Genomic DNA, 20,322 nt, shown 5'->3' on the forward strand with positions numbered 1-20,322 from the left:
ACAGCTAGCAGAAGATGTGGCCCTATCTAGACATTGATATCACCCGAAAGATCAGGTTTATCTTCATCATCTTTTTCTTTCTGCTCGGCTTGCGCTTCCTCCCTGTCATGGGTACGATCATCTTTAATACCCGATTGATTGGTATTGGGATCTCTATCTTCTTTGGAAGTGCCCTCTTGTTGAGCTTCGGATAAGTCTGGGCTTGGCTCCCGTGGATCTGGGTTTGGAATGGCTGCGATGATAAGAACAAGCATGCCAACATGCGTTTCTTTGGTGTTTTTAGATCTGTTCATTTTAACGAGTTTTTTAAAAAAGAACATTTTTTGATCCATTATCGTTGGTTCAAATCATATTTTATTTATTGCCAGTGACAATTTCAACTATACCTTCGAGCGAGGTAAGCTTCAATTGTTGGCCGAAGTAACTCTTGTGCTCATCATCGATGTGTATTTCGTTGCCTTCCCATTCCATCGCCAATCGACTAGCCCGGATAGGTTTTATTTTAAATTCGACGTTGGTTCCATTCAATAGTCCATCGATATAGCTAATAAGTTCCTGGCGTTGATCGACAGTGACAATGATGATATCAAATTGTCCATCTCCAGGGTCAGCGTCAGCAGCAAGAACTAGCCGCGGTCCCATACTTGATATATTCATGATCTCAACAAGTATGCAATCTTTTTCATAATTATTTCCAGCCACTGTGAGTCTTAGTGTGGTAGCTCGGAATGTTTCTACCAGTTTGCGAAGCTGCCTTAGTGCGGTTTTGATTTCATCTTCTGCGCTCAGCTCTTCTGTATTTTTTTTATCCATTTTCTTCATCAGTAAAGGAAATACACCAAAGCCAATGGATTCAATAAAATACAACGGCTTTCTTTCTAGCCCCATAACCATTCCTACATCGAATTTTTTAAGTTGGCAATTTTTCCAGAGATCGATAGCTTTTTCAATGTTCAAAGGAATACCAAGAGAAATAGCAATATTGTTTGCAGTGCCTTGTGGGAGTATGGCGATTGGCCTTTTAAATCGTAGTTTTTTTTCCAATAGCGCCATAATTACCATTCTTATAGTCCCATCACCGCCAGCAAGGGCAATGATGTCTGTCTGCGGGTCGATTTTTTTGACAGCATCTTTTTTGGTTACTACAATGCAATTGTGGCCAAGATCTTCAATCAATTGGCATAGTTCATCTTTGTCTCCGTTTGAGTCATCCCCAGCAGCAGGATTATGTACTAACCTTATGTTTTTGCCATGTTCTTTCATAAAAGCTGAACAAAGCCTGCTTGAGATTGGTTTTCATAGAAAAGGACAGTTATGAATATACTTATTACCAATGATGATGGCATTTATTCACCGGGGATTGCGGCACTGGCAAATGCAGCAAAGGAGTTTGGGACGGTAAAGATTGTTGCGCCCGATGTGGAGCAATCTTCTATGGGACATGCTATTACGCATTCCCGGCCCTTAAGCTACCGACGTGCACCGATAACTTTTGAGGATATTGAAGCGTTTAGGGTAAATGGCACTCCAGCAGACTGTGTGGCGTTGGGTCTACATATGTTTCCCGATACGCAGGTTGTACTTTCGGGTATTAACATGGGACCAAATTTAGGCAATTCCATGTGGCATTCCGGAACTTTGGCTGCGGCAAAGCAGGCGACACTGCTCGGTATTACCGGTATAGCATTGAGCACACCCGTAGGAAAGACCGAGCCGGATTTTGAAGGATTGTATCCGTGGACAACCGATGTGCTGAAGATTTTACTGAAAAATAAAGGCCCTGCTCTCTATAATGTGAATTTTCCAGCCAACCCGGAGGGGCTTTCCTGGACAAGACAATCAGTACGTTTATATGATGGCCGTGTGGTGCCCGGAGAGGATCCTATGGGAAGGAAAAACTATTGGATCACAGTGGTGCCATTAGAACCTGCTGAAAAAGGTACTGATCGCTGGGCAGTAGAACACAATTTGGTTTCTATTACGCCTTTACGTCTTGATCTTACTGCACATGATGAACTTGCAGCAAGGGAGACAGGCGAACATAAATAATAGGTAGTAATAAAAGAAAATACGATGGTAACAGCCGAAAATTTAATACGAAATCTTGGTTTATACTTTACTATTGAACAACTGTAGTTGAATCTATTGGGATCATCAGGTTAAAAGTTATTTTATTGTCCTTTAAATTTACGGCTATTTTTCCCTTATGAATTTTTACTATTTCACTCACAATAAACAATCCTAATCCGAGCCCATTACTATTGACTCCTTTTACAAAAGGTTTAAATAGATCTTTAAGATCCGAATATTGAGGATAGGAGACCTCATTTGTAACACTAAAAATGAAATTTTCTTTTTGAATGAATGCATTTATTTCGATATTTTGAAAAGGATTACCATGTTTTATCGCATTTCCAATTAAATTAGTGAATGCACGCCCCATTTTCTGATGATCACAAGGTACATCAACTGGAAGGTTGATGTTGGCAATTAGTGCTCTGTTATGTAATACTTCAAATTCAGATAAAATTTGCTTGATCAATGCATCCATGCGATAATGATCATTAATTCTAATTAGCTTGTCTTGAAGACGGATACTACTGAAATCTAAAATATCATCTATCACTCCTTTGACGCGTGATGAAGCCTCTTGTATTTTCTTTATTAAGTTTTTTTGGCTTTCATCTTTAATGTTTTCGCCAAGATATTGTGATATCACTTTTACGATGCTGACGGGATTATTTAAGTCGTGAGCCAAGGACGATAAAACAAGTTCTCTGTTTTTGGAATAATTAAGTTCCTGCTCCAATTTTTTCCTCGTATTTCTACGTTCAATAATGGTTTTGAAATCTATTGCAATCAAATCACTGCAAACAGGTAGCAGCGTCTCTAATTTAATTGGGTCGAAGTGTACTGGTTCAGCGTTCATGAAACTCAAGTGCCCAACAATAGAATTATTTTTGTTAATAATTGGGTAAGAGATATAGCTTTTTAAACCGAATTCGTGAAGAACTTGTGTCCATTCGTCGACAGAACACTGCTCGGTATCATCAATGTAAATAGGGGAGAAACCTTTCCTTATTTCCTGATATATTTTAACGTAGTGTTCACTATTTTTATTGACGATCTTCTGAGAATGATAATCGTAAACACACCAATTTCCCCATTTCCGGCCATCTTTCTTGCGTATCATGCCATATCTCATTTTCGTGTGGCCACATAAAGCCTCCAAAATTCTTTGACAGGAGTCGAAGTCGCTCTTCTGTTTATGCATATCGTACCATTGATTTTGATTTAATTGGCTTGGGATCGTCATCTTTATTGCCGGTCGATTGGTTTATTAATAGCTTTGATTTACTGTTGAGGTTGATGCACCTTAGAGTTGTTAAAACCCTTAATTGCACGAAATATAAACACTATCATCGCAAAAAATAAAAGTATATGAATAAAATCTTCAGTTATGAATCCGCCTAAAAAAGTGACCGCCCACATGATCACCATACCGATACCTGCCAAATATAATAGATCTTCCATATTAAATACGATTGTTTATTGAAGAACAATATTATCAGCGAATCGTTTCGTAATTTTATAACGCGATAGGAAAAACTACTAAAAAGAAGCTGTGTTAAGTGAACTCAAACGCTTTAAGAAGAATCATCAGGTTTGAAGATATTGAATATTGTTGTTATAAGCAATACTGATGCGCGTAAAATAGGTATAGTAAAGAATATATATAATGGTTATATTAGTTATTATTAAAATTTCTTTTATGAAACGTATAAACCAATTACTCAAGGGGCTTCTTGCCGTCTTCATTTTATTCTTTTTTATCCAGTGTAGCAAAAATTCTGCTGAAAGCAATGAGAAAATAATGATTGTGGGACCGCAGTTGGTTGATTGCGAAGGTGTAAGCCCAATGAAGTGCATGCAGGTTAAGGCGAAAGAATCAGATAACTGGGAATATTTTTATGGAAATATCCAGGGATTTAACTACGAATCAGGATATGAATATGTGATCAAAGTAAAGGTCGAAGAGGTCAGAAATCCTCCTGCTGATGGTTCATCTCAGCAATATACACTGATAACTCAAGTGTCAAAAACAAAAAAGTAATTTGATTATATACTAAGAAAGTCCCTTTTTGAGAGATTGGGACTTTTTTATTTTCTTATCCAGACTGCCAAACGGAAAAGACCTTTATTCCTTTAGGAAAAGGGTAAAAGTGATGAAAACGGATGATACGCTTTTTTTAAACGGAAGGTAATCTACGGAATAAGCTTATGTAAAAGCGATCCCGCAGATGGTTAAACAAAATAAAAATACTTATTTGCTTTCTAGTGCGACTTCCTGTGCTTTATAATAGCTTTCTATTAAAGCTTGATAATTAGGCATCACCAAGGAAAGTGCATGTGCATATTTCGCAGCGTCCGTATGTTTCCAACTTTTTAATATTTCACTAATTACAGCTGTGGTCGTAATGGGAATAACGCCTGCCAACTGTAATCGAGAAATTGTTACTTGTGTTGATAATGGACTCATATCGCCTGAAGCATCAATGACCGCAAAAACTTCATAACCTTCCGAAATTGCTGAAATGGCAGGAAACGCCACACAAACACTTGTTAATACACCTGCAATAACCAATTTTTTCTTACCAGTAGCTTTAACAGCTTCAACAAATGCAGGAGTGTCCCATGCATTTACTTCACCAGTACGTCCGACATATTGTGCATGTGGGGCATTTTCGTGGATTTCTGGCATCAATGGACCATTCGGACCCTTTGGTTCTGAAGCAGTTGTAATAACAGGAATGTTTTCAATAGTGGCGACCTGTGAAAGAGCGACTACATTACTTCTCAATGTAGGTACTTCAATATCTTTTACTGTCTGGAATAGACCACTTTGGTGATCGATCAATAAAAACGCTACATCGTCCGCGTTGATTCTTGTTGTAAGTGCCATGACTTTAAGATTTAAAATGTTAATACTAATTTTTTATAATGTCAATGGTTCCGGTATTCATGAAATCTGACCTAGAGGAACCTGTTTTCTTTTGTTTGATAAAGTTAGGGACTGTTGAAGCAGCAAAAAATGGAGTACAACAAGCATAAAACATAATGTACATTAAGATTTATTGCTGCTATTATCATTCTGCATCCTAATGGAATAATCGATGTAGTTATTCGATCGCTTATTATTCTAAATTTTTAGCTTTAAGTATTTCCCAACTTTACTATATTTGCCGCTAATAATAATTAGTCTAAATAGTAATTATGTCTTTTTGCAAAGCAGTATTTTCAGGATAGCAAGGTTTGGAAATAGAAGGACATCAATATGCAGACAGGGCAAATGATTTTTTAAACACCTTAAATACGTGAAAAAAACAACAAGATCTTGGTTTATTACCCAGAAGACAATATTGGCTAGTAGTCTATTGGTTTTAAGTTTTTCTATAATTCCAGCAATAAGTTTTTCCATGGAAAAACCGATGACTGTTAAGAAAAATGGTCATGGTCAAGAACCAGGGATAATTAAGGGCAAAGTGAAAAATTCCGTGGGGAAAGGTTTGTCCAATGTGTATATCAATATTGACGGGATAAATAGTACCAAGACTGATAATGAGGGGAATTTTATTTTTTCAAAGATTCCTAAAGGAATTCACTCCATGACCGTAAAGCATATTGGTTTTCAAGAAATCAGATCGCAGATCGCACTGGAAGGGGAAATTCTGGAGCTTCCGGACTTTGTCATGGAACAAACAAGTAATCATTTGAATGAAGTTGTCGTGACGGCGAGCAGATTGGCTGAAAGCATCGACGAAGTACCATCGTCAATTACCTATATCGGAGGTAAGACCTTAGAAGATCAGCGTCTGATAAATGACAACTTACCCAATATCCTAATGCAGAAAGTGCCAAGTATCTCTCCAAGTGAGGAAAGCCAAAACAACTTCATCGCTAAAATACGTGGTCGGAATTTTTTGGTACTTATCGATGGGATTCCTCAATCTACTCCTTTAAGAAATGGCGGAAGAGATATGAAGACGATTGATGCTAGCGCAATTGACCATATCGAAGTCATCAACGGTGCCTCTGCAATGTATGGAAATGGTGCCGCCGGTGGTATAATTAATTACATTACAAAGAAGCCAAAGATAGACAAGAGTTTTCATTCGTCAACCTCTTTAAATAATTCCCTAAGCTTGGTCAAACCAAGTGAAACATATGGGTATAATTTGGCACAAGTATTTTCGGGATCGCAAAACAAGTTTGATTATGTCGTGCAAGGAAAGATTGCGCGAACCGGCGTGGTCCGCAGCTCTGATGGCACCATTGTAAGTCCATTTTATGGTCTGGGCGAGACAAAAAGTTATAATACCTTGGCGAAGATCGGTTATCAGATTAACGATAATCATCGCATTGAATTGATGGGTGACTATTATAGAAGTGTTCAGGATAGTAAATACGTCGGCACTAAGGGGGAGTTTGGAAGTAAACCCGCTATTGGGATCCCTTCAGATACAGTGATTAATGGCGGAACACCTTACAATAAAGCTTTTCATGTAAAGTATGATGGCAACTTTGGTCGGACTTCAGCAAATATGAGTCTGTATTATGAAGATATGAACACGGTATTTGAAACCTACAACCAAACCTATTCAGATCATAAGGGAGCTAGACTAAATTTCAGTACGCCCTTTGATCTATCCAACAACAATAAAGTAACCTTAATTTATGGAGTAGATCTTTTAAAAGATCACACGGTTCAAAAAACGTTGAGCGATGAATTAGTGACACCCGATATGAACATGAAAAGTGGGGCTTTATATCTTCAAAGTAAATTTAATCTCGCCGATTACTGGATAGTGAAAGGTGGTGTGCGGTACGAAAACTTGGATTTTAAGGTAGGGGATCTGACAAAAGCAGGGAAAGTCACTCCGGGAGACAAGAGCAATTCAAATGCATTTGTATTCAATTTGGCAGGAAGGTATAATAAATTGAAATACCTACAGCCCTTTGCTTCATTTTCGCAAGGATATTCTATCGGCGATGTGGGGCTTGTATTGCGAAATGGAGTACCTTTGAGTCAAATCGATCCGAAGCCAGTAGTTGTCAATAACGTTGAGTTGGGTCTAAACGGGACCTATTCTATGTTGAGCTACCAATTGACAGGGTATTATAGCTCCTCCAAAAAAGGCAGTACGTTCGCAGAAACGTCAACACCTGGTAATTATGAATTGATTCAAGTGCCGCAACGTATTTACGGTTTGGAGTTTGTTGTCGATATTACTCCTGTTGACTGGTTCAAGTTTGGTACTATACTCGGGTACATGGATGGTAGGCAAGATTTGAAAAATGAGGGAAAGTATAAGGATAAATTGGACAACTCCATTATTTCGCCTTTTAAAATAAATATTAATGCCGATTTCAAATTGACAGATCGGTGGAACGTCTATCTCCAATATTTACATTTGGGTAAACGCGATGTTTTTCAACCTTCTGAATATAATTATGGCAAATACCCGATTTCGGGCTATGGGCTGATGGATTTCCAAACGCGCTATAAATTAAAGAATCTAGCTTTCATTTTTTCAGTTAATAATATCCTAAATAATGATTACTTCCCGCTGCACGCGGAGGTGAGAGGAGCCACCAATGAAGGCCGTTATTATGTAAAAGGAAGCGGGACAATAGCAAATTTAGGTATTCAATTGGATCTGTAATTATTTATCGTAATTTCTATATTGCAACTGGAATAAAATTCATAAAATAGAATTGATTCGAAGGTATTATAAGCTGCTCCCATTAGACGTATAAGAGTTGGATTCATCTGTGCTAGCTGATATATATGAGTTTTCAGTCTGCACGATGATAGGTGGCCTTTGAGATAAGCTTGCGCTCGCTATGATTTGTATTCAACGTTTTCAAATGCTTAATATGTATCCGGAATGAAATTCGCTATTAGACCTATTCAACATTTTTTCAAAGTCCCGATGCTAGCAGATCGGTAGGCGTGTAACCAAAATGCTTTTTAAACGCATAGGAGAAATGTGAAAGATTTTCGAATCCTACCGCGTAACAAACTTCGATTGGTTTCATTCTTTTTTCAACAAATTGATAGTGTGCTAGCTCCAATCGTTTTTTTGTTAACCATCGCTGCGGTGTGAGGTTGAAAATCTTGCTAAAATCCCTTTTGAAGGTGGTTAAACTTCGTCCTGTCAGATAACCGAATTTTTCCAGCGATAAATTGAACATAAAGTTCTTTTCCATATAGCCTGCCAGGTCAATTTTGCCGGGTTCTTCAAAGTTAGCCAAAATAGGATCTATTTCTTTATCTATCGCCCGGAGGATACTGATTGCTTCCGTGATTTTCAGGGAGGCAATGTTCTCGGGCAGTTTCTGTAGTTCAAAATCAGGAATCAATGAGGAAAGACAGCTTTCCAGTAAAGGATGATTGTTAAAGCTGTATATCTTTTCCGATTTTCGAGCAGAAGGCTCTATGGTCAGATTTGCATAGAAATTTTTTAGCTTCTCACTCGTTAAGTGCATCACGACCGTTTTGTGAGGCTGTCCATCTTTTGGGTAGTTGATAATTGTTGCTAACTGATTTCTTGGAATTAGAAAAATATCACCTTTTTTAAACACGTAAGTAGCATCGGCTTGTACAATTTTTGTTTCGCCGGAAATAAACCAGATTAACATATGGCACTCGAAACTGATATCCGATTTGAAAAACTTATCCTCATAACAGGATAGCTTAATATCATCTGTTATATATTTTGCTTTATACTCCATGATTCGAATTTTCTGTTCGGCTTTAAAGGCATTGTGATGACATAAATATAAAAAATTAATAGCTAAATCTTTTATCGTAAGCCGTTTGGATATTAGTCTATATTGAACTTTACTCCGATCATTTCTTCACTAAGGTGCCAAAGGCGTTTTGCTGAATCTTTATCCAATGAATATTGTTGGACACCGTTCTGATGCAGTTTTGTATGGGTTGGGATTAAAGGATCTGTTGGTAGCAACTCTGCGATATCGTTATCTTCCAGATATACACCGCCTATTTCATCTAATAACGGACTGGTCGCTGCAAAAACCGTAGTCGCAGCACCTTGTGGAATGGTCTTCAATGCAGCCATCATCGCTGGGTGTATATTTCCATTTTCATCTAAAAATCCTAACTTCCTCCATTGTTCCGGGTCTGCATCCCGCCCCAATTCTGTACCTCCGATCGAGCCGGGATGTAAAGAATACGCCCTTATATTAAAATCTTTGGCTCGGTTATCTAGCTCTAAAGTGAAAAGATTGCTTGCCGTTTTTGATTGACCATAAGCCTGAAGAGTTTCATATTCGCGATTTTCAAAATTTGGATCTTCAAAATTGAAGGAAGAATTATGGTGTCCAAGAGAAGATACATTGACAACTCGTGCAGCACCCGCCTGTTTTAATGCGGGCCACAGTCTAGCTGTAAGATGAAATTGCCCTAAATAATTTGTCGCTAGTTGCGATTCAATTCCACGTTGGTCACGCTGCAAAGGGACCCACATAATACCGGCATTGTTGATTAGTAAATGAAGTGGTCTGCCTGATAAAATGAATTTTCTAGCAAATCTGTCAATAGAAGATGGTTCAATCATATCCACTTCTTCGATTTCGATATTTACTATACCTGCTAAATTTACTTTTGCTTTTTCAACGTTTCTTGCAAGAACGATAACAGTTGCACCGGCAGAAGCGAGCGTTTTGGTAGTTTCAAGTCCGATTCCCGTATTACCTCCCGTTACAATTGCGATTTTATTGCTTAGATCAATTCCTTTAATGACGTCCTCGGAAGTAGATTTTGCTGTGAAGCCAGAACCGATTGGTTTCTGTAATGCCCCTTGATAATTGTTTGCTTTCATTTTTAAAAATTTGATTTTGTTAAGACAAAGGTAGGAGGGATTTTGACGCAGGGTTTTGTTTAGACGTCCTAACTTACTTTGTTTAAAAGATCAATGAAAAATATTAGGCGAACAACTCATTCAATTGATTTGTACAGGTTTTGAACGATTTTGGGGGATCTAATCTTTTTCTTTTTACTATTGCTGATACCGCTGATAATATGATTCAATGAGGTTTTTGAGCTCATTGAAGTCAAGCGACAACTGATCGGATGAAATGGCTATTCCATTTTCGAGCAGATGTTGTTGTACTTGTGGAGCGAACTGCTGTATATAATTTTCGGGATTGTGTAGCTTCAAAAAAACAAAATGGACACCATGGGCCATCCCTGTTGAGACGGATTGAATCGCAGTCCATTTTACTGTCCCAACCTTTATTCCTACTGGTGTACCGTTATATCGAATACCATCTGCGTTTAATAGGAGGCCGGTTCGATTTTTATTAAATAGGGCCTTTATACCACCAATCAGACAATAACACCCTAAGCCTCCTAAGGTCAACATCAGTGACCCAGGGAAAATTCTTATTTTTTCGGCGACAAAGAAGATATAGTAGGCAAATGCCAAAGCCGCTATCGTCATCAGCAAACCAAACAGCGCTAATTTCAGGCGCTTTTTATTATCAAATTCTATGATAGTCTCATTCATAATTCACTTTTTCTTCTATGTATTTATAGGACTAAATTAGAATAACTTTCCTCAAATTTTCAAGGGAATTCCAATTCGTGGTGAATCGTTTTAAATTCGCGGTATTTTAATGTCTATCTGTATTTAAACTATTTTCTAAACTCAATTATATCCAGCGCTATGCCTCCACGAATCATCTGTGATGATCAAAGTATTGATGGGTTAATCTATCCTCGAATCCTTTTCGAGCTTTTTGGTCTGTTTTGCTGAAAAGGTTTTTCCAAAATTGTAGCTGAAACTCAATTTTGCATAGCGTGACTTCAATTTATTCACTGTTTCAATGCTAATCACATTGCCTAAACTGGAAATAGGTCCTTTTTGTAAGTTGAAAATATCCTCAATCGTGAGGGATATATTTAACTTGTCCTGAAGCACTTTTTGCTGTAAACCCGTCGTGATATATCCCGTTGCGCCATATTGCATTTGAAAACTATTTCTTTTCGATGCATAAAAGCCGAGTATTTGAACAGTAGTCTTTGGCAGAATATAGATGAAAGTATTGATCGACCCACTAAAGTTGACAATCCCAGGTAACAAAATATCTTCTGTATTGTTCGATCTGAAAGTTGGGCGTTGTGCTGATAAATATGTACTGACATTCACGCTGCTTCCAAACTTGTTTTGCGACATGACATAACCTCCAATTTGATTTAGATTGTAATCATTATAATAGTTAAACTCTGGACTCCCAACTTCCTCATTATATCTGGAGATATATGTAAACATATTCTTCGAGGAGTTTCCATATAAAGAAAATATCAGTGAATGGTTGCTATTCCACTTATGTGAATATTGCAGATCTAGCCTATTCGCAAAATATGGCTTCAAATGCGTGTTACCATTGGTGAAATAGATAGGATTATTGTTCACCGCAAAAGGATTGAGCATACTATACCCGGGACGTTCGATTCTTCTGTTCCCTGATAAAGCAATGCTGTTTTTAAGGTCTTCGAAATCATAACGTATATTAAAGTTCGGAAATAAATTAAGATAGTTGTTTTTAATTTGTTCGTCAGTTGAAACGGCTCGTAATTTATAGTCGAATGATTCTAATCGCAAGCCTAAATCGAAGGAGAAGTGTTTCAATTTACCATTCAGAGAAGAATAGGCTGCAAGTATATTTTCGTTATATTAAACCTTATTTTCATTATTTAATTCTCCTGCATCGATAATTCCATCTGTGGCTAGATTCTTAAAGAAGCTTTCTGTATTTGCACGGGCATATTTTGCACCGAATTTTAGATCAATACCCTTTCCAATGTTTGTTTTGTAATCTGTATTGAATGTCCAGATTTCATATGGTCTGGAAGTAATAAAATTTCTGCTATCATTTTCTGAGGAATTTATTTCCGTGTTAGAAAAATCATATGCCTTTCTCCAGAATGAAGTGTTATTCTCATTCGAGTATTTCGCGTAATTCATACCGATCGAAAGCTTGCTTTTCGTTTTAAAATCTTTATCATAAATGAAGTCGGCGATATGAAAATTATTGTCCAAAAACATGAAGTCCTGCTGTTTAAGCTGCCTTTGAAATTGATCTTCCCGATTATAGATCGTAGCGTCTCTTTCATTAGGAAATTTGCCATAAAAGCTGGCGTACCAATAATTAAAAGAGAGTGTGCTCGTCGAATCAATATTATAAAGTGTATTGGTTTTCATGGAATGTGTTCTTTGGGATCTTTGGCTGGCCTGTTCTTGTCTATAGAGATAACTAGAATCGGGTAAGTAATAGTTTTTTATTAGATCGTTTCGTTTATGTAGGGTTTTCACTATATGAAAAATTATAGCCCACTGAAATTTCAAACTTACTTTTTTTAAGATTTAAATTGAGCGATTGGTCCGTCCCCCAAAGGGTGGAAACACTTGTAATTGCCGACCCAAAGAAGCCCAAATTGGAATTTTTCTTAAGTCTGATATCGAGCACACCTCCATCTCCGGCGGAATCATATGCCGCACCCGGACTTGTAAGCACGTTAACGGACGAGACCTCATTGCTCGGTAGAGATTTCAGGTAGTTAAATAAATCTTGACCACCCAAATTGACTTTCCGACCATTGATCAATACAGTAGCTCCTTTTCCAAGCAATTGTAATTTGCCTTCCATTTCATCAACTGTTAATCCCGGAACCTGCTTGAGCAGTTCTGCTATATTTGTACTATTGCCTAGTATATTGTTTTCCGCATTAAATCTATACCCACCGGTAATAAGTTCTAGGGGAGGTTTTCTGGAAGAAACTGCAACCTCCTCAAGCTTATTGTCAATCTTATGAAGCTTTATAGTACCCATATCTATATTGCTCCCGTTGGGTATTACAATTCTTTTTATCTGAAACTGAAAGCCCATATGATTGATTTTTAGGTAAAATGAACGCTGACTATGGGTCAATTGGAAGTCCCCACTTTCATTTGTCACCACTGTTCTGACAGGATTGCTGCCACTTTGATGATCCAGTAAGGATATGGAAACTAAATGAACAGGTTCGTTAGTAATAGAATCAACTACTTTTCCCGTAACAGTAAAGGTTGAATCGATGAATGAAATGATCGTCGTGTTAGACGAAGCATGAGATATAGCGAAAAACAACAGGTATGGGAGAACTAGGGCAATTTTTTTTAACTCTTTCATGTATTTAAGGTTCTTGTGCAAAGCTTGATGACAATTGTTTGCAGTTAGTGACTATAGGTTAGTCGAGCTCACGGAAAAAATGTTGCACGTGTAATAATAAAAACGAACATAACTTTAGAACCTTGGTCTTGTTATAGTTAAAGCAAGTCTCTATCCTCGATGGGTTACAGTTTGCCACTATTAAGGCTATGATGTTGGTTTATTTTTATTCTAAAAAATATTATTTTTAAAATAATTAAAACAAATATGGTATATTTATGTTCTAAATAAAGTGTATGAAATATCAGCTTTTAAAAGAAATCATTGGATTAGTTGAAGAGTTTGAACAGGAAAACGTAGACGGAATCTATAGCACTGACGCAAATGGATTTAAACGTTGGATAGTAACAAAGGCAACCGATGTTCTCGAAGAACCCAATTGGGACGGTAAGGAAAATGGGCGTAGTCCGGAAAGTGTCATCAGCACGTTAATAGTGCATATGAATAGGTTCGCAAAAAGTTATTCAAAGGCTGCTATTTGGGAATCTGATTTTTCCACACAAGAGGAGTTTATCTATCTTATTACACTACGGTCCTTTGGTGAGATGACAAAAATGGAATTGATCAGAAGGAATATTCATGAAAAACCAGCCGGCATGGCCATTATAAACCGTTTGATCAAACAAGGTTGGATACGTCAACACGATTCAAAACTGGACCGCCGCAGTAAGTTGCTGTACATCACGGAAAATGGCTTGTCGGCATTGGACCGGCAAATGGGAAAAATACGTCATGCGACGCAGATTGTTTCAGGCGATTTGACCTACCACGAAAAAATAACATTGATAAGTTTATTGGATAAACTGAGCAAATTTCATCAATTAATCTATGATAGAAATATTGCACCGGAAAAATTGCTGGAGCAAGTGAAGTTATAATCCACATCGGGATGCGATAGAAATGACAAAAATCAATAGGATGTGTACATTACTAGTTGCGGTGCCAATAAGTATTGGGAATTGCCCAAGTAGTTTAGCTAAAAAAACAAATGAAAAAGAAGGTAGCCGTTATTGGCGCAGGTTTTTCGGGTCTTTCAGCGGCAGCGTATCTTGCTAAAGCAGGGTACGATGTGCATGTTTTTGAGAAACATACGCAGCCCGGTGGAAGGGCGAGACAATTCAGTACGAAAGAAGGATTTAAATTTGATATGGGACCGAGCTGGTACTGGATGCCCGATATCATTGAGTCCTTTTTTTCGGATTTTGGATGCAGCACAGCTGATTTTTTTGAGCTTGTATCGCTCAATCCTCAATTTGAAATGATATTTGACTCCGGACAAGTTCGTGTTCCGGAATCCTATCAGCAATTAAAACTATTATTTGAACAGATCGAACCTGGGGCTGGTACGCAGTTAGATCGATTTATGGAAGCTGCAAAATTTAAGTATGAAGTGGGGATGCGGGATTTCGTCAATAAACCCTGTCACAATTGGGGAGAATTTCTCTCTCCAAAGATTGCACTTAGCGCTTTTAAGCTAGATTTGCTTTCCAATTTCCGATCCTATGTTGCCAAATATTTTAAGGACCAACGATTGCGGACATTAATGGAATTTCCGGTCATATTTCTGGGCGCCTCACCCAAGGATATTCCGGCATTATATAGCCTGATGAACTACGGCGGTTACGCACTTGGCACTCATTATCCGAAAGGAGGTTTTTTTCAATTAGTACTGGCGATGCAGCAAGTAGCGGAGAGGCAAGGTGTCACTTTTCATTTCGATCATAATGTTGATACATTAAAAATTGAAAAGAATAAGATCACTTCATTAGGTGTTAATGGCGTAGATTACGCATTTGATCTTGTGGTTGCATCCGCTGATTATCATCATATCGAAACACTACTTACCAAGGATTTGAGAAACTATGATGAAGATTATTGGAAGAGTAGGACCTTTGCCCCTTCGAGTTTGATATATTATCTGGGGATGAAATCGTCCATTCCAAATCTAACACACCATACACTGTTCTTTGAGCATCCGTTGGACGATCATATTGACTGTATATATGGTGAAAAAAAATGGCCCCAAAATCCACTGTTCTATGTATGTTGTCCATCCAAAACGGATCCTCATGTGGCTCCCCCAGGCAGTGAGAACCTCTTCTTGTTGATGCCGTTGGCGACAGCTATCTCAGACGATGATGAAACACGTGAAAAATACCTAATTAAGATGTTAGAGCGTTTGGAAAAGCATACTGGTACAAAAAACCTATACGAGCAGATTACATACAAGAGAAGTTACTGCGTAAGCGACTTTATCAGCGATTACAATGCTTACGCTGGAAATGCTTATGGGCTAGCAAATACATTAAAACAGACAGCGGTATGGAAACCCAAGATTAGAAATAAGAAAGTCCATAATCTTTTTTATTCAGGTCAGCTGACAGTTCCTGGTCCCGGAGTACCTCCATCCATCTTATCGGGGAAAATTGTTGCCAAAGAAGCCATTGAATTATATCGTAAAACATAAGACCATGAAAAAGCTATTTGATGAACTCGCTTATGAAGTAAGCAAAAAAACAACTGAAAAGTATAGTACAAGTTTCTCGCTTGGTATATTGGCCCTCAAGCCAAGCATTAGGGCTAGTATTTATGCAATCTATGGCTACGTAAGGTTGGCTGATGAAATAGTCGATAGTTTTCATGGTTATGATAAGCAGCGACTTTTGGCGCGGTTATACCTCGAGACTAACTGTGCTTTAGAGGAAGGTATCTCATTAAATCCGATATTACAGTCTTTTCAGGAGACGGTGCATAAGTATGCTATCGACATCGAGCTGATCCGACAATTTCTGCATAGCATGGAAATGGATCTGAATAAGGTCGACTATAATTCCGAACGTTATAAAGAATATATTTATGGTTCGGCTGAAGTGGTGGGGCTGATGTGTTTACAGGTTTTTACAGAAGGTAATAGACAGCGCTATGAGGAGTTAAAACCTTACGCCATGAAACTGGGTTCTGCATTTCAAAAAATAAACTTCTTGCGTGACCTCAAGGAAGATTATCAGGTGCTTGGACGTACCTATTTTCCAAACCTGGATATGGCGGTGTTTGACAATGCACTCAAAAGCCAGATTGAGGATGAGATACACAGCGAATTTAAGGAAGCGCTTTTGGGAATCAAAAAATTGCCTGCATCGGCAAAATTTGGCGTTTATCTGGCTTATAAATATTATCTTTCACTATTTGCGAAGATTCGGAAAAAATCCTCCAAAGAAATTTTGGAAAGCAGGATTAGGATACCTAATGCACAAAAAGCCTACGTTGCTTTTAAAAGTTATCTACGTTACAAAGCTGCTTACTTATAAAATAGAGTTATGAATTTTATTACAGTATTGGTCACTTTTATTGCTATGGAGGGCGCCACCTGGCTTATCCATAAATACATTATGCACGGCTTTCTCTGGATATTACATCGCGATCACCATGATCACAGCAATGTGGGGTTTCTGGAAAAGAATGATTACTTTTTTATCATTTTTGCCCTTCCCACGATCGCGTTGATGTATTTTGGGTCGTTAAAGGCGTACAATTATCTGTTTTATATTGGATTGGGAATTATGCTCTATGGTATGGCATATTTCTTTGTGCATGATATATTTATCCATCAACGTTTCAAATGGTTGAGTAAAACGAATAACCCTTACTTTTTAGCGCTTCGTCGCGCCCATAAACAACACCATAAACATTTAGGCAAAGAGGAGGGCGAGTGTTTTGGCTTTTTATATGTTCCAATGAAATACTTTAAAATGTATACTAACAATGAAAAAATATGATGCAATATACTTATTCGCTTATCTTATTTTTTACGGTCATAATCTGTTTTGTCGCATCCTTCGACAAGCGGCTTCGATTCGATCGTGAGTTCATCCCATTTTTAAAGGCATCAGCGCTTGTTGCTGTATTTTTTATAGCTTGGGATGTCTGGTTTACCAGTAAGGGAGTGTGGTGGTTTGACACAAGATATACCTTGGGACTGGCTATAGCAGGACTACCATTGGAAGAATGGCTATTCTTTATCTTCATCCCTTTTTCATGTATTTTTACCTATTTCTGCATCGATAAATTTTTTAGATTACAATCGCTATCGGCTTTTAATAATGTTGTTGTCTTTGTAAGTTTCATTATATGTGCTGTTGTTGCCCTTCGATATGCTGACAGAATCTATACCGTAGTTACCGCTGCTGTGACTATGGTGACATTGGTGCTTTTTCACTTTGTATTTCGGATACAATGGATTACGCAGGCCTCTTTAGTCTTCACTTTGCTGATGCTGGGCTTTTTACCTGTCAACGGCATACTTACCGGAACAGGATTGGAGTCCCCTATTGTCAATTACAATCCAATGGAATTTATGGGGATTAGGGTACTTACGATTCCGGTTGAAGATGCAGTGTACGGATACACTCAGTTTTTGTGGGTTCTTTACTTTTTCAAAAAGTTTCAAAGTATGCCCCTAAAATCCAATCTATAAAGTGGATGCATTTGGACAGCTCAAATAAGCTCAGAAATCCGCTGCTTGATTTTTTGGAAAGTAAATCCATGTTTGTAATGGATTTACTTTATCGACTCTCACTTTGAATTAAAAATACCTTAATTAATTTTTTTGCTTATTGTTTTACCCAGTAAAAAGTTTTTGAAAAGATGCCTTTATGGGCCACAATTTTCAACTTTTTTCCCTGCAGGTACATTTCGCAATTGCCTTTTTGGCCAGTATCATGGTTTTCCACAGTCCCCTTCCATTCATTTTTTTCAAAACGCACATTGTAGAGGGTTGGACGTCCTTTGGGATCAAGACCAGAAAATTTTCCGTTGCTGTAAGTGATGGTGATAATGAAGCCTTCCTCGGTTTTCCATTTACCTGCAAAAATTATCATTGGAGGATTGAGCAACACTCATTATTGCCATGAAGATGATGACAAGGGATGACAGTATTTTTTTCATATGTAATGATTTCATACTGCAAAGCAAATTAAAATAATCTGCAGTGTTTTTAATATATCTTAAAAATGAAATCGACTACCTGCACGCGCGTATCACGCTTAGTGTTTGTTGGGTAATACCCAGATAGGAGGCAATATGTCCCAAGGAGGCTCTTAGCAATATGCCAGGAAATTTGTCGAGCATATTTTTATAGCGTTGCTCGGCAGTTTGAAATTGTAATGCAAGAGTTTTTTCGGATAGCATACTAATCACTTGCAGCGATACCTGCAGCCGGAAGTTCTTAAAAGCAGGGATGCTATTACAGAGTTCGTCGAGTTTGCTATAGGGGATAGCACGCAAACAAGCTTCTTCCAATACCTGTTTACCATAGGGGTGGGGGCGGTCAAAAAAAAACTTTCAAAAGATATCAGGAAATTATTCTCGTCGAAAAAATAATGAGTGATATCCTTTCCATCTAAATTATAAAAAGCGCGTAATAATCCTTTTTCAATAAAATAAACATTTTGGTGGTGATTGTCAGGATGTGCCAGTACAGTACCTTTCGCAAATATTTGTTTACTAAAGGCTCTGCCGATAGCATCACATTCGGCGCTGTTCAATTTTATGTTTCTAAGTAGATAAGATAAGAGTTCCATTTACTTCAAATATAGAAAAATGCAACAGGCTGCCCATAATTCCTCTCCAAATTTATTTGAATATTCTCCAAGTCCATCAGGCAATAAATGGATTAATTTCACCGTTGGCAAAAGAGTGTGAAATGTATGCCCAAGATTGAATTTTTTAATACCTAATGGATTGTGCAGCAAGTTGCTTTAAGTAGGAGATAGTATCTGGTATAAGAAATGATATTTCAGCCCTTACCAAGCTTTCTATTTTGTAGCAATCCTGTAACGATTGATGTCAGTAATCAATTCAGCCCTATTGCTGTTTAAAATGAATTTAAAAATTTTTAGATGGACCCAAATTACGGTTTTGAGCTTTAATACCGCAAAACAATATCTGTTTTTTTCTTGTTTTTATTCATAATATATAGGGTATTTAATGAATAAAAACAAGAAAATTAGTGACTTAACTCAACTCAACGAAGACCTGGAAAACTATTTTAGCAATACCATTATCCCGCAGTTATTCGTTGATGCTAACTTAATTTTAAGAAAGTTCACTCCACCAGCAATGAAGCAGTTTGATCTTAAATCTGAATTCATAGGAATGCCGCTAGAGGATATAAGAGAAAATTTTAGATTTCCGACCTTTATCAGTAATATAAACACGGTGATAGCGACAGGTAAAATCTTGGAGAAAGAAATACAGACTACAGATTTAAAGTGGTACCAGATGAATATACTCCCTTATCATGTCCGTAATGAGAACCGGACGAATGGAGTCATTATTACATTTGTAGATATTACGCCAAGAGTAAAGGATCTTAAAGAACAAGAACGGCTTGTTCTAGAACATGAGTTGCTGCTCGATACAATAGCCCATGATATTAAAAATCCATTATTGGTACTTAAACTAACATTTGGGTTAATGAAGGAATTTAAGGATAAAAATTCAGCGAAATTCTTGCCCTTAATGCAAAATCATGAGAAAAGTTTGGTAGAAATAAAAAAAATAATAGATGATCTGACCGAAAGTCGTTGGGAAAAGCAGAAGTATCAGGCATCAACTGAACTGATCGATCTTCCAAATATTCTAGAGGACGTGCGGTTGAGTTTAGCACCGCAGCTGATAGAAACCGATGCAATCATCCGACAGGATTTAAAAGTTTCGGAATTTACTTTTGTACGACGTAAGCTGCGTAGTGTGCTCTATAATCTGATGAATAATGCGATTAAATATACACCAGAGTCACAGTCTCCAGAAATTCTAGTGCAATCTTTCAAGGAAGATGGCTATGTCGTTATTTCTGTAAAGGATAATGGGATAGGCATGGGGCCAGAAGTGCAGCAGACGATTTTTGAGAAATTTAAACGCGCAACCAAAATGGTCGATGGATCTGGCGTAGGTCTATATTTGGTCAATACGATTGTGACACAAGCTGGTGGAAAGATCGACTTATTGACCTATCCTTTTGCT

20 protein-coding genes and 1 pseudogene are annotated in these 20,322 nt (G+C 37.7%); 9 read left to right on the forward strand and 12 right to left on the reverse strand.

The genetic code is table 11. From position 1 onward, the window contains the following. Positions 1–26: 26 nt before the first annotated feature. Both B2O97_RS05290 and B2O97_RS05295 read right to left on the reverse strand, forming a co-directional pair. Positions 27–293 carry a hypothetical protein gene (locus B2O97_RS05290; RefSeq protein ID WP_139145015.1) on the reverse strand — a complete coding sequence of 89 codons (267 nt, stop codon included), beginning with the start codon at positions 291–293 and terminating at the stop codon, positions 27–29. Between the two features lie 61 nt (positions 294–354). Continuing rightward, positions 355–1,263, reverse strand: a complete 909-nt coding sequence (locus tag B2O97_RS05295; protein WP_070566842.1) for a diacylglycerol/lipid kinase family protein — start codon at positions 1,261–1,263, stop codon at positions 355–357. Between the two features lie 51 nt (positions 1,264–1,314). Between B2O97_RS05295 and surE the strand changes: the two genes are divergently transcribed. Next, positions 1,315–2,049 (forward strand): 5'/3'-nucleotidase SurE, encoded by a 735-nt coding sequence (surE, locus tag B2O97_RS05300; protein ID WP_070566840.1) that lies wholly within the window; start codon positions 1,315–1,317, stop codon positions 2,047–2,049. 70 nt (positions 2,050–2,119) lie between these two features. Here the strand turns inward: surE and B2O97_RS05305 are convergent, their stop codons facing one another. Continuing rightward, on the reverse strand, positions 2,120–3,316 hold the full coding sequence (locus tag B2O97_RS05305) for a GAF domain-containing sensor histidine kinase (protein ID WP_112375884.1): 1,197 nt from the start codon (positions 3,314–3,316) through the stop codon (positions 2,120–2,122). Positions 3,317–3,354: 38 nt separating this feature from the next. Beyond that, positions 3,355–3,534 carry a lmo0937 family membrane protein gene (locus B2O97_RS25230; protein WP_112375885.1) on the reverse strand — a complete coding sequence of 60 codons (180 nt, stop codon included), beginning with the start codon at positions 3,532–3,534 and terminating at the stop codon, positions 3,355–3,357. Positions 3,535–3,772: 238 nt separating this feature from the next. Between B2O97_RS25230 and B2O97_RS05310 the strand changes: the two genes are divergently transcribed. After that, positions 3,773–4,114, forward strand: coding sequence for a DUF4377 domain-containing protein (locus B2O97_RS05310; RefSeq protein ID WP_112375886.1), 342 nt, complete (start codon positions 3,773–3,775; stop codon positions 4,112–4,114). A gap of 210 nt (positions 4,115–4,324) precedes the next feature. Here B2O97_RS05310 and B2O97_RS05315 read toward each other — a convergent pair whose 3' ends face one another. After that, a complete protein-coding gene (locus B2O97_RS05315) occupies positions 4,325–4,963 on the reverse strand; it encodes an isochorismatase family protein (RefSeq protein ID WP_286767067.1) in 639 nt (212 codons plus the stop codon). 412 nt (positions 4,964–5,375) lie between these two features. Between B2O97_RS05315 and B2O97_RS05320 the strand changes: the two genes are divergently transcribed. Next, positions 5,376–7,724, forward strand: coding sequence for a TonB-dependent receptor (locus B2O97_RS05320; RefSeq protein ID WP_286767068.1), 2,349 nt, complete (start codon positions 5,376–5,378; stop codon positions 7,722–7,724). A 259-nt stretch (positions 7,725–7,983) separates the two neighbouring features. On the opposite strand, the gene B2O97_RS05325 is transcribed toward B2O97_RS05320, so the two are convergent. From B2O97_RS05325 to B2O97_RS05345, 5 genes and pseudogenes are all read right to left on the reverse strand, one after another. Next, positions 7,984–8,796, reverse strand: a complete 813-nt coding sequence (locus B2O97_RS05325) for a helix-turn-helix domain-containing protein (RefSeq protein ID WP_204990999.1) — start codon at positions 8,794–8,796, stop codon at positions 7,984–7,986. 92 nt (positions 8,797–8,888) lie between these two features. Beyond that, a complete protein-coding gene (locus tag B2O97_RS05330) occupies positions 8,889–9,908 on the reverse strand; it encodes an SDR family NAD(P)-dependent oxidoreductase (RefSeq protein ID WP_070566824.1) in 1,020 nt (339 codons plus the stop codon). A gap of 177 nt (positions 9,909–10,085) precedes the next feature. After that, positions 10,086–10,595, reverse strand: coding sequence for an STM3941 family protein (locus tag B2O97_RS05335; RefSeq protein ID WP_070566822.1), 510 nt, complete (start codon positions 10,593–10,595; stop codon positions 10,086–10,088). Between the two features lie 201 nt (positions 10,596–10,796). Next, a pseudogene (locus B2O97_RS05340) lies at positions 10,797–12,293 on the reverse strand (outer membrane beta-barrel family protein). Between the two features lie 94 nt (positions 12,294–12,387). Beyond that, positions 12,388–13,260, reverse strand: a complete 873-nt coding sequence (locus tag B2O97_RS05345; protein ID WP_070566816.1) for a carboxypeptidase-like regulatory domain-containing protein — start codon at positions 13,258–13,260, stop codon at positions 12,388–12,390. Between the two features lie 275 nt (positions 13,261–13,535). Between B2O97_RS05345 and B2O97_RS05350 the strand changes: the two genes are divergently transcribed. The 5 genes from B2O97_RS05350 (at position 13,536) to B2O97_RS05370 (ending at position 17,773) form a co-directional block, all read left to right on the forward strand. Further along, positions 13,536–14,177, forward strand: coding sequence for a MarR family winged helix-turn-helix transcriptional regulator (locus B2O97_RS05350; protein ID WP_070566814.1), 642 nt, complete (start codon positions 13,536–13,538; stop codon positions 14,175–14,177). Positions 14,178–14,287: 110 nt separating this feature from the next. Next, on the forward strand, positions 14,288–15,766 hold the full coding sequence (locus tag B2O97_RS05355; RefSeq protein ID WP_070566812.1) for a phytoene desaturase family protein: 1,479 nt from the start codon (positions 14,288–14,290) through the stop codon (positions 15,764–15,766). A 4-nt stretch (positions 15,767–15,770) separates the two neighbouring features. Beyond that, entirely contained in the window at positions 15,771–16,607 is an 837-nt protein-coding gene (locus tag B2O97_RS05360; protein ID WP_070567139.1) for a phytoene/squalene synthase family protein, read from the forward strand. A 9-nt stretch (positions 16,608–16,616) separates the two neighbouring features. Further along, a complete protein-coding gene (locus B2O97_RS05365) occupies positions 16,617–17,075 on the forward strand; it encodes a sterol desaturase family protein (protein WP_070566810.1) in 459 nt (152 codons plus the stop codon). Then, positions 17,072–17,773 (forward strand): lycopene cyclase domain-containing protein, encoded by a 702-nt coding sequence (locus tag B2O97_RS05370; protein WP_070566807.1) that lies wholly within the window; start codon positions 17,072–17,074, stop codon positions 17,771–17,773. Before B2O97_RS05365 ends, B2O97_RS05370 begins: the two co-directional genes overlap by 4 nt. A 136-nt stretch (positions 17,774–17,909) precedes the next feature. Here B2O97_RS05370 and B2O97_RS05375 read toward each other — a convergent pair whose 3' ends face one another. Both B2O97_RS05375 and B2O97_RS05380 read right to left on the reverse strand, forming a co-directional pair. After that, a complete protein-coding gene (locus B2O97_RS05375) occupies positions 17,910–18,176 on the reverse strand; it encodes a hypothetical protein (RefSeq protein WP_139145013.1) in 267 nt (88 codons plus the stop codon). 142 nt (positions 18,177–18,318) lie between these two features. Further along, positions 18,319–18,597: a Crp/Fnr family transcriptional regulator gene (locus B2O97_RS05380; RefSeq protein WP_139145012.1), complete on the reverse strand. Its 279-nt coding sequence runs from the start codon at positions 18,595–18,597 to the stop codon at positions 18,319–18,321. Positions 18,598–19,284: 687 nt separating this feature from the next. Here B2O97_RS05380 and B2O97_RS05385 point away from each other — a divergent pair. Next, a partial coding sequence (locus tag B2O97_RS05385) for an ATP-binding protein (protein ID WP_286709366.1) occupies positions 19,285–20,322 on the forward strand: 1,038 nt, incomplete at its 3' end.

The sequence above is a fragment of the Sphingobacterium sp. UBA865 genome (assembly GCF_002295765.1).
Classification (GTDB): domain Bacteria; phylum Bacteroidota; class Bacteroidia; order Sphingobacteriales; family Sphingobacteriaceae; genus Sphingobacterium; species Sphingobacterium multivorum.

Bases quoted from the DNA above. Each gene is read 5' to 3' on its own strand.
- B2O97_RS05290 (WP_139145015.1), bottom strand. From the start codon at position 293: ATGAACAGATCTAAAAACACCAAAGAAACGCATGTTGGCATGCTTGTT.
- B2O97_RS05295 (WP_070566842.1), bottom strand. From the start codon at position 1,263: ATGAAAGAACATGGCAAAAACATAAGGTTAGTACATAATCCTGCTGCT.
- surE (WP_070566840.1), top strand. From the start codon at position 1,315: ATGAATATACTTATTACCAATGATGATGGCATTTATTCACCGGGGATT.
- B2O97_RS05305 (WP_112375884.1), bottom strand. From the start codon at position 3,316: ATGACGATCCCAAGCCAATTAAATCAAAATCAATGGTACGATATGCAT.
- B2O97_RS25230 (WP_112375885.1), bottom strand. From the start codon at position 3,534: ATGGAAGATCTATTATATTTGGCAGGTATCGGTATGGTGATCATGTGG.
- B2O97_RS05310 (WP_112375886.1), top strand. From the start codon at position 3,773: ATGAAACGTATAAACCAATTACTCAAGGGGCTTCTTGCCGTCTTCATT.
- B2O97_RS05315 (WP_286767067.1), bottom strand. From the start codon at position 4,963: ATGGCACTTACAACAAGAATCAACGCGGACGATGTAGCGTTTTTATTG.
- B2O97_RS05325 (WP_204990999.1), bottom strand. From the start codon at position 8,796: ATGGAGTATAAAGCAAAATATATAACAGATGATATTAAGCTATCCTGT.
- B2O97_RS05330 (WP_070566824.1), bottom strand. From the start codon at position 9,908: ATGAAAGCAAACAATTATCAAGGGGCATTACAGAAACCAATCGGTTCT.
- B2O97_RS05335 (WP_070566822.1), bottom strand. From the start codon at position 10,595: ATGAATGAGACTATCATAGAATTTGATAATAAAAAGCGCCTGAAATTA.
- B2O97_RS05345 (WP_070566816.1), bottom strand. From the start codon at position 13,260: ATGAAAGAGTTAAAAAAAATTGCCCTAGTTCTCCCATACCTGTTGTTT.
- B2O97_RS05350 (WP_070566814.1), top strand. From the start codon at position 13,536: ATGAAATATCAGCTTTTAAAAGAAATCATTGGATTAGTTGAAGAGTTT.
- B2O97_RS05355 (WP_070566812.1), top strand. From the start codon at position 14,288: ATGAAAAAGAAGGTAGCCGTTATTGGCGCAGGTTTTTCGGGTCTTTCA.
- B2O97_RS05360 (WP_070567139.1), top strand. From the start codon at position 15,771: ATGAAAAAGCTATTTGATGAACTCGCTTATGAAGTAAGCAAAAAAACA.
- B2O97_RS05365 (WP_070566810.1), top strand. From the start codon at position 16,617: ATGAATTTTATTACAGTATTGGTCACTTTTATTGCTATGGAGGGCGCC.
- B2O97_RS05370 (WP_070566807.1), top strand. From the start codon at position 17,072: ATGATGCAATATACTTATTCGCTTATCTTATTTTTTACGGTCATAATC.
- B2O97_RS05375 (WP_139145013.1), bottom strand. From the start codon at position 18,176: ATGATAATTTTTGCAGGTAAATGGAAAACCGAGGAAGGCTTCATTATC.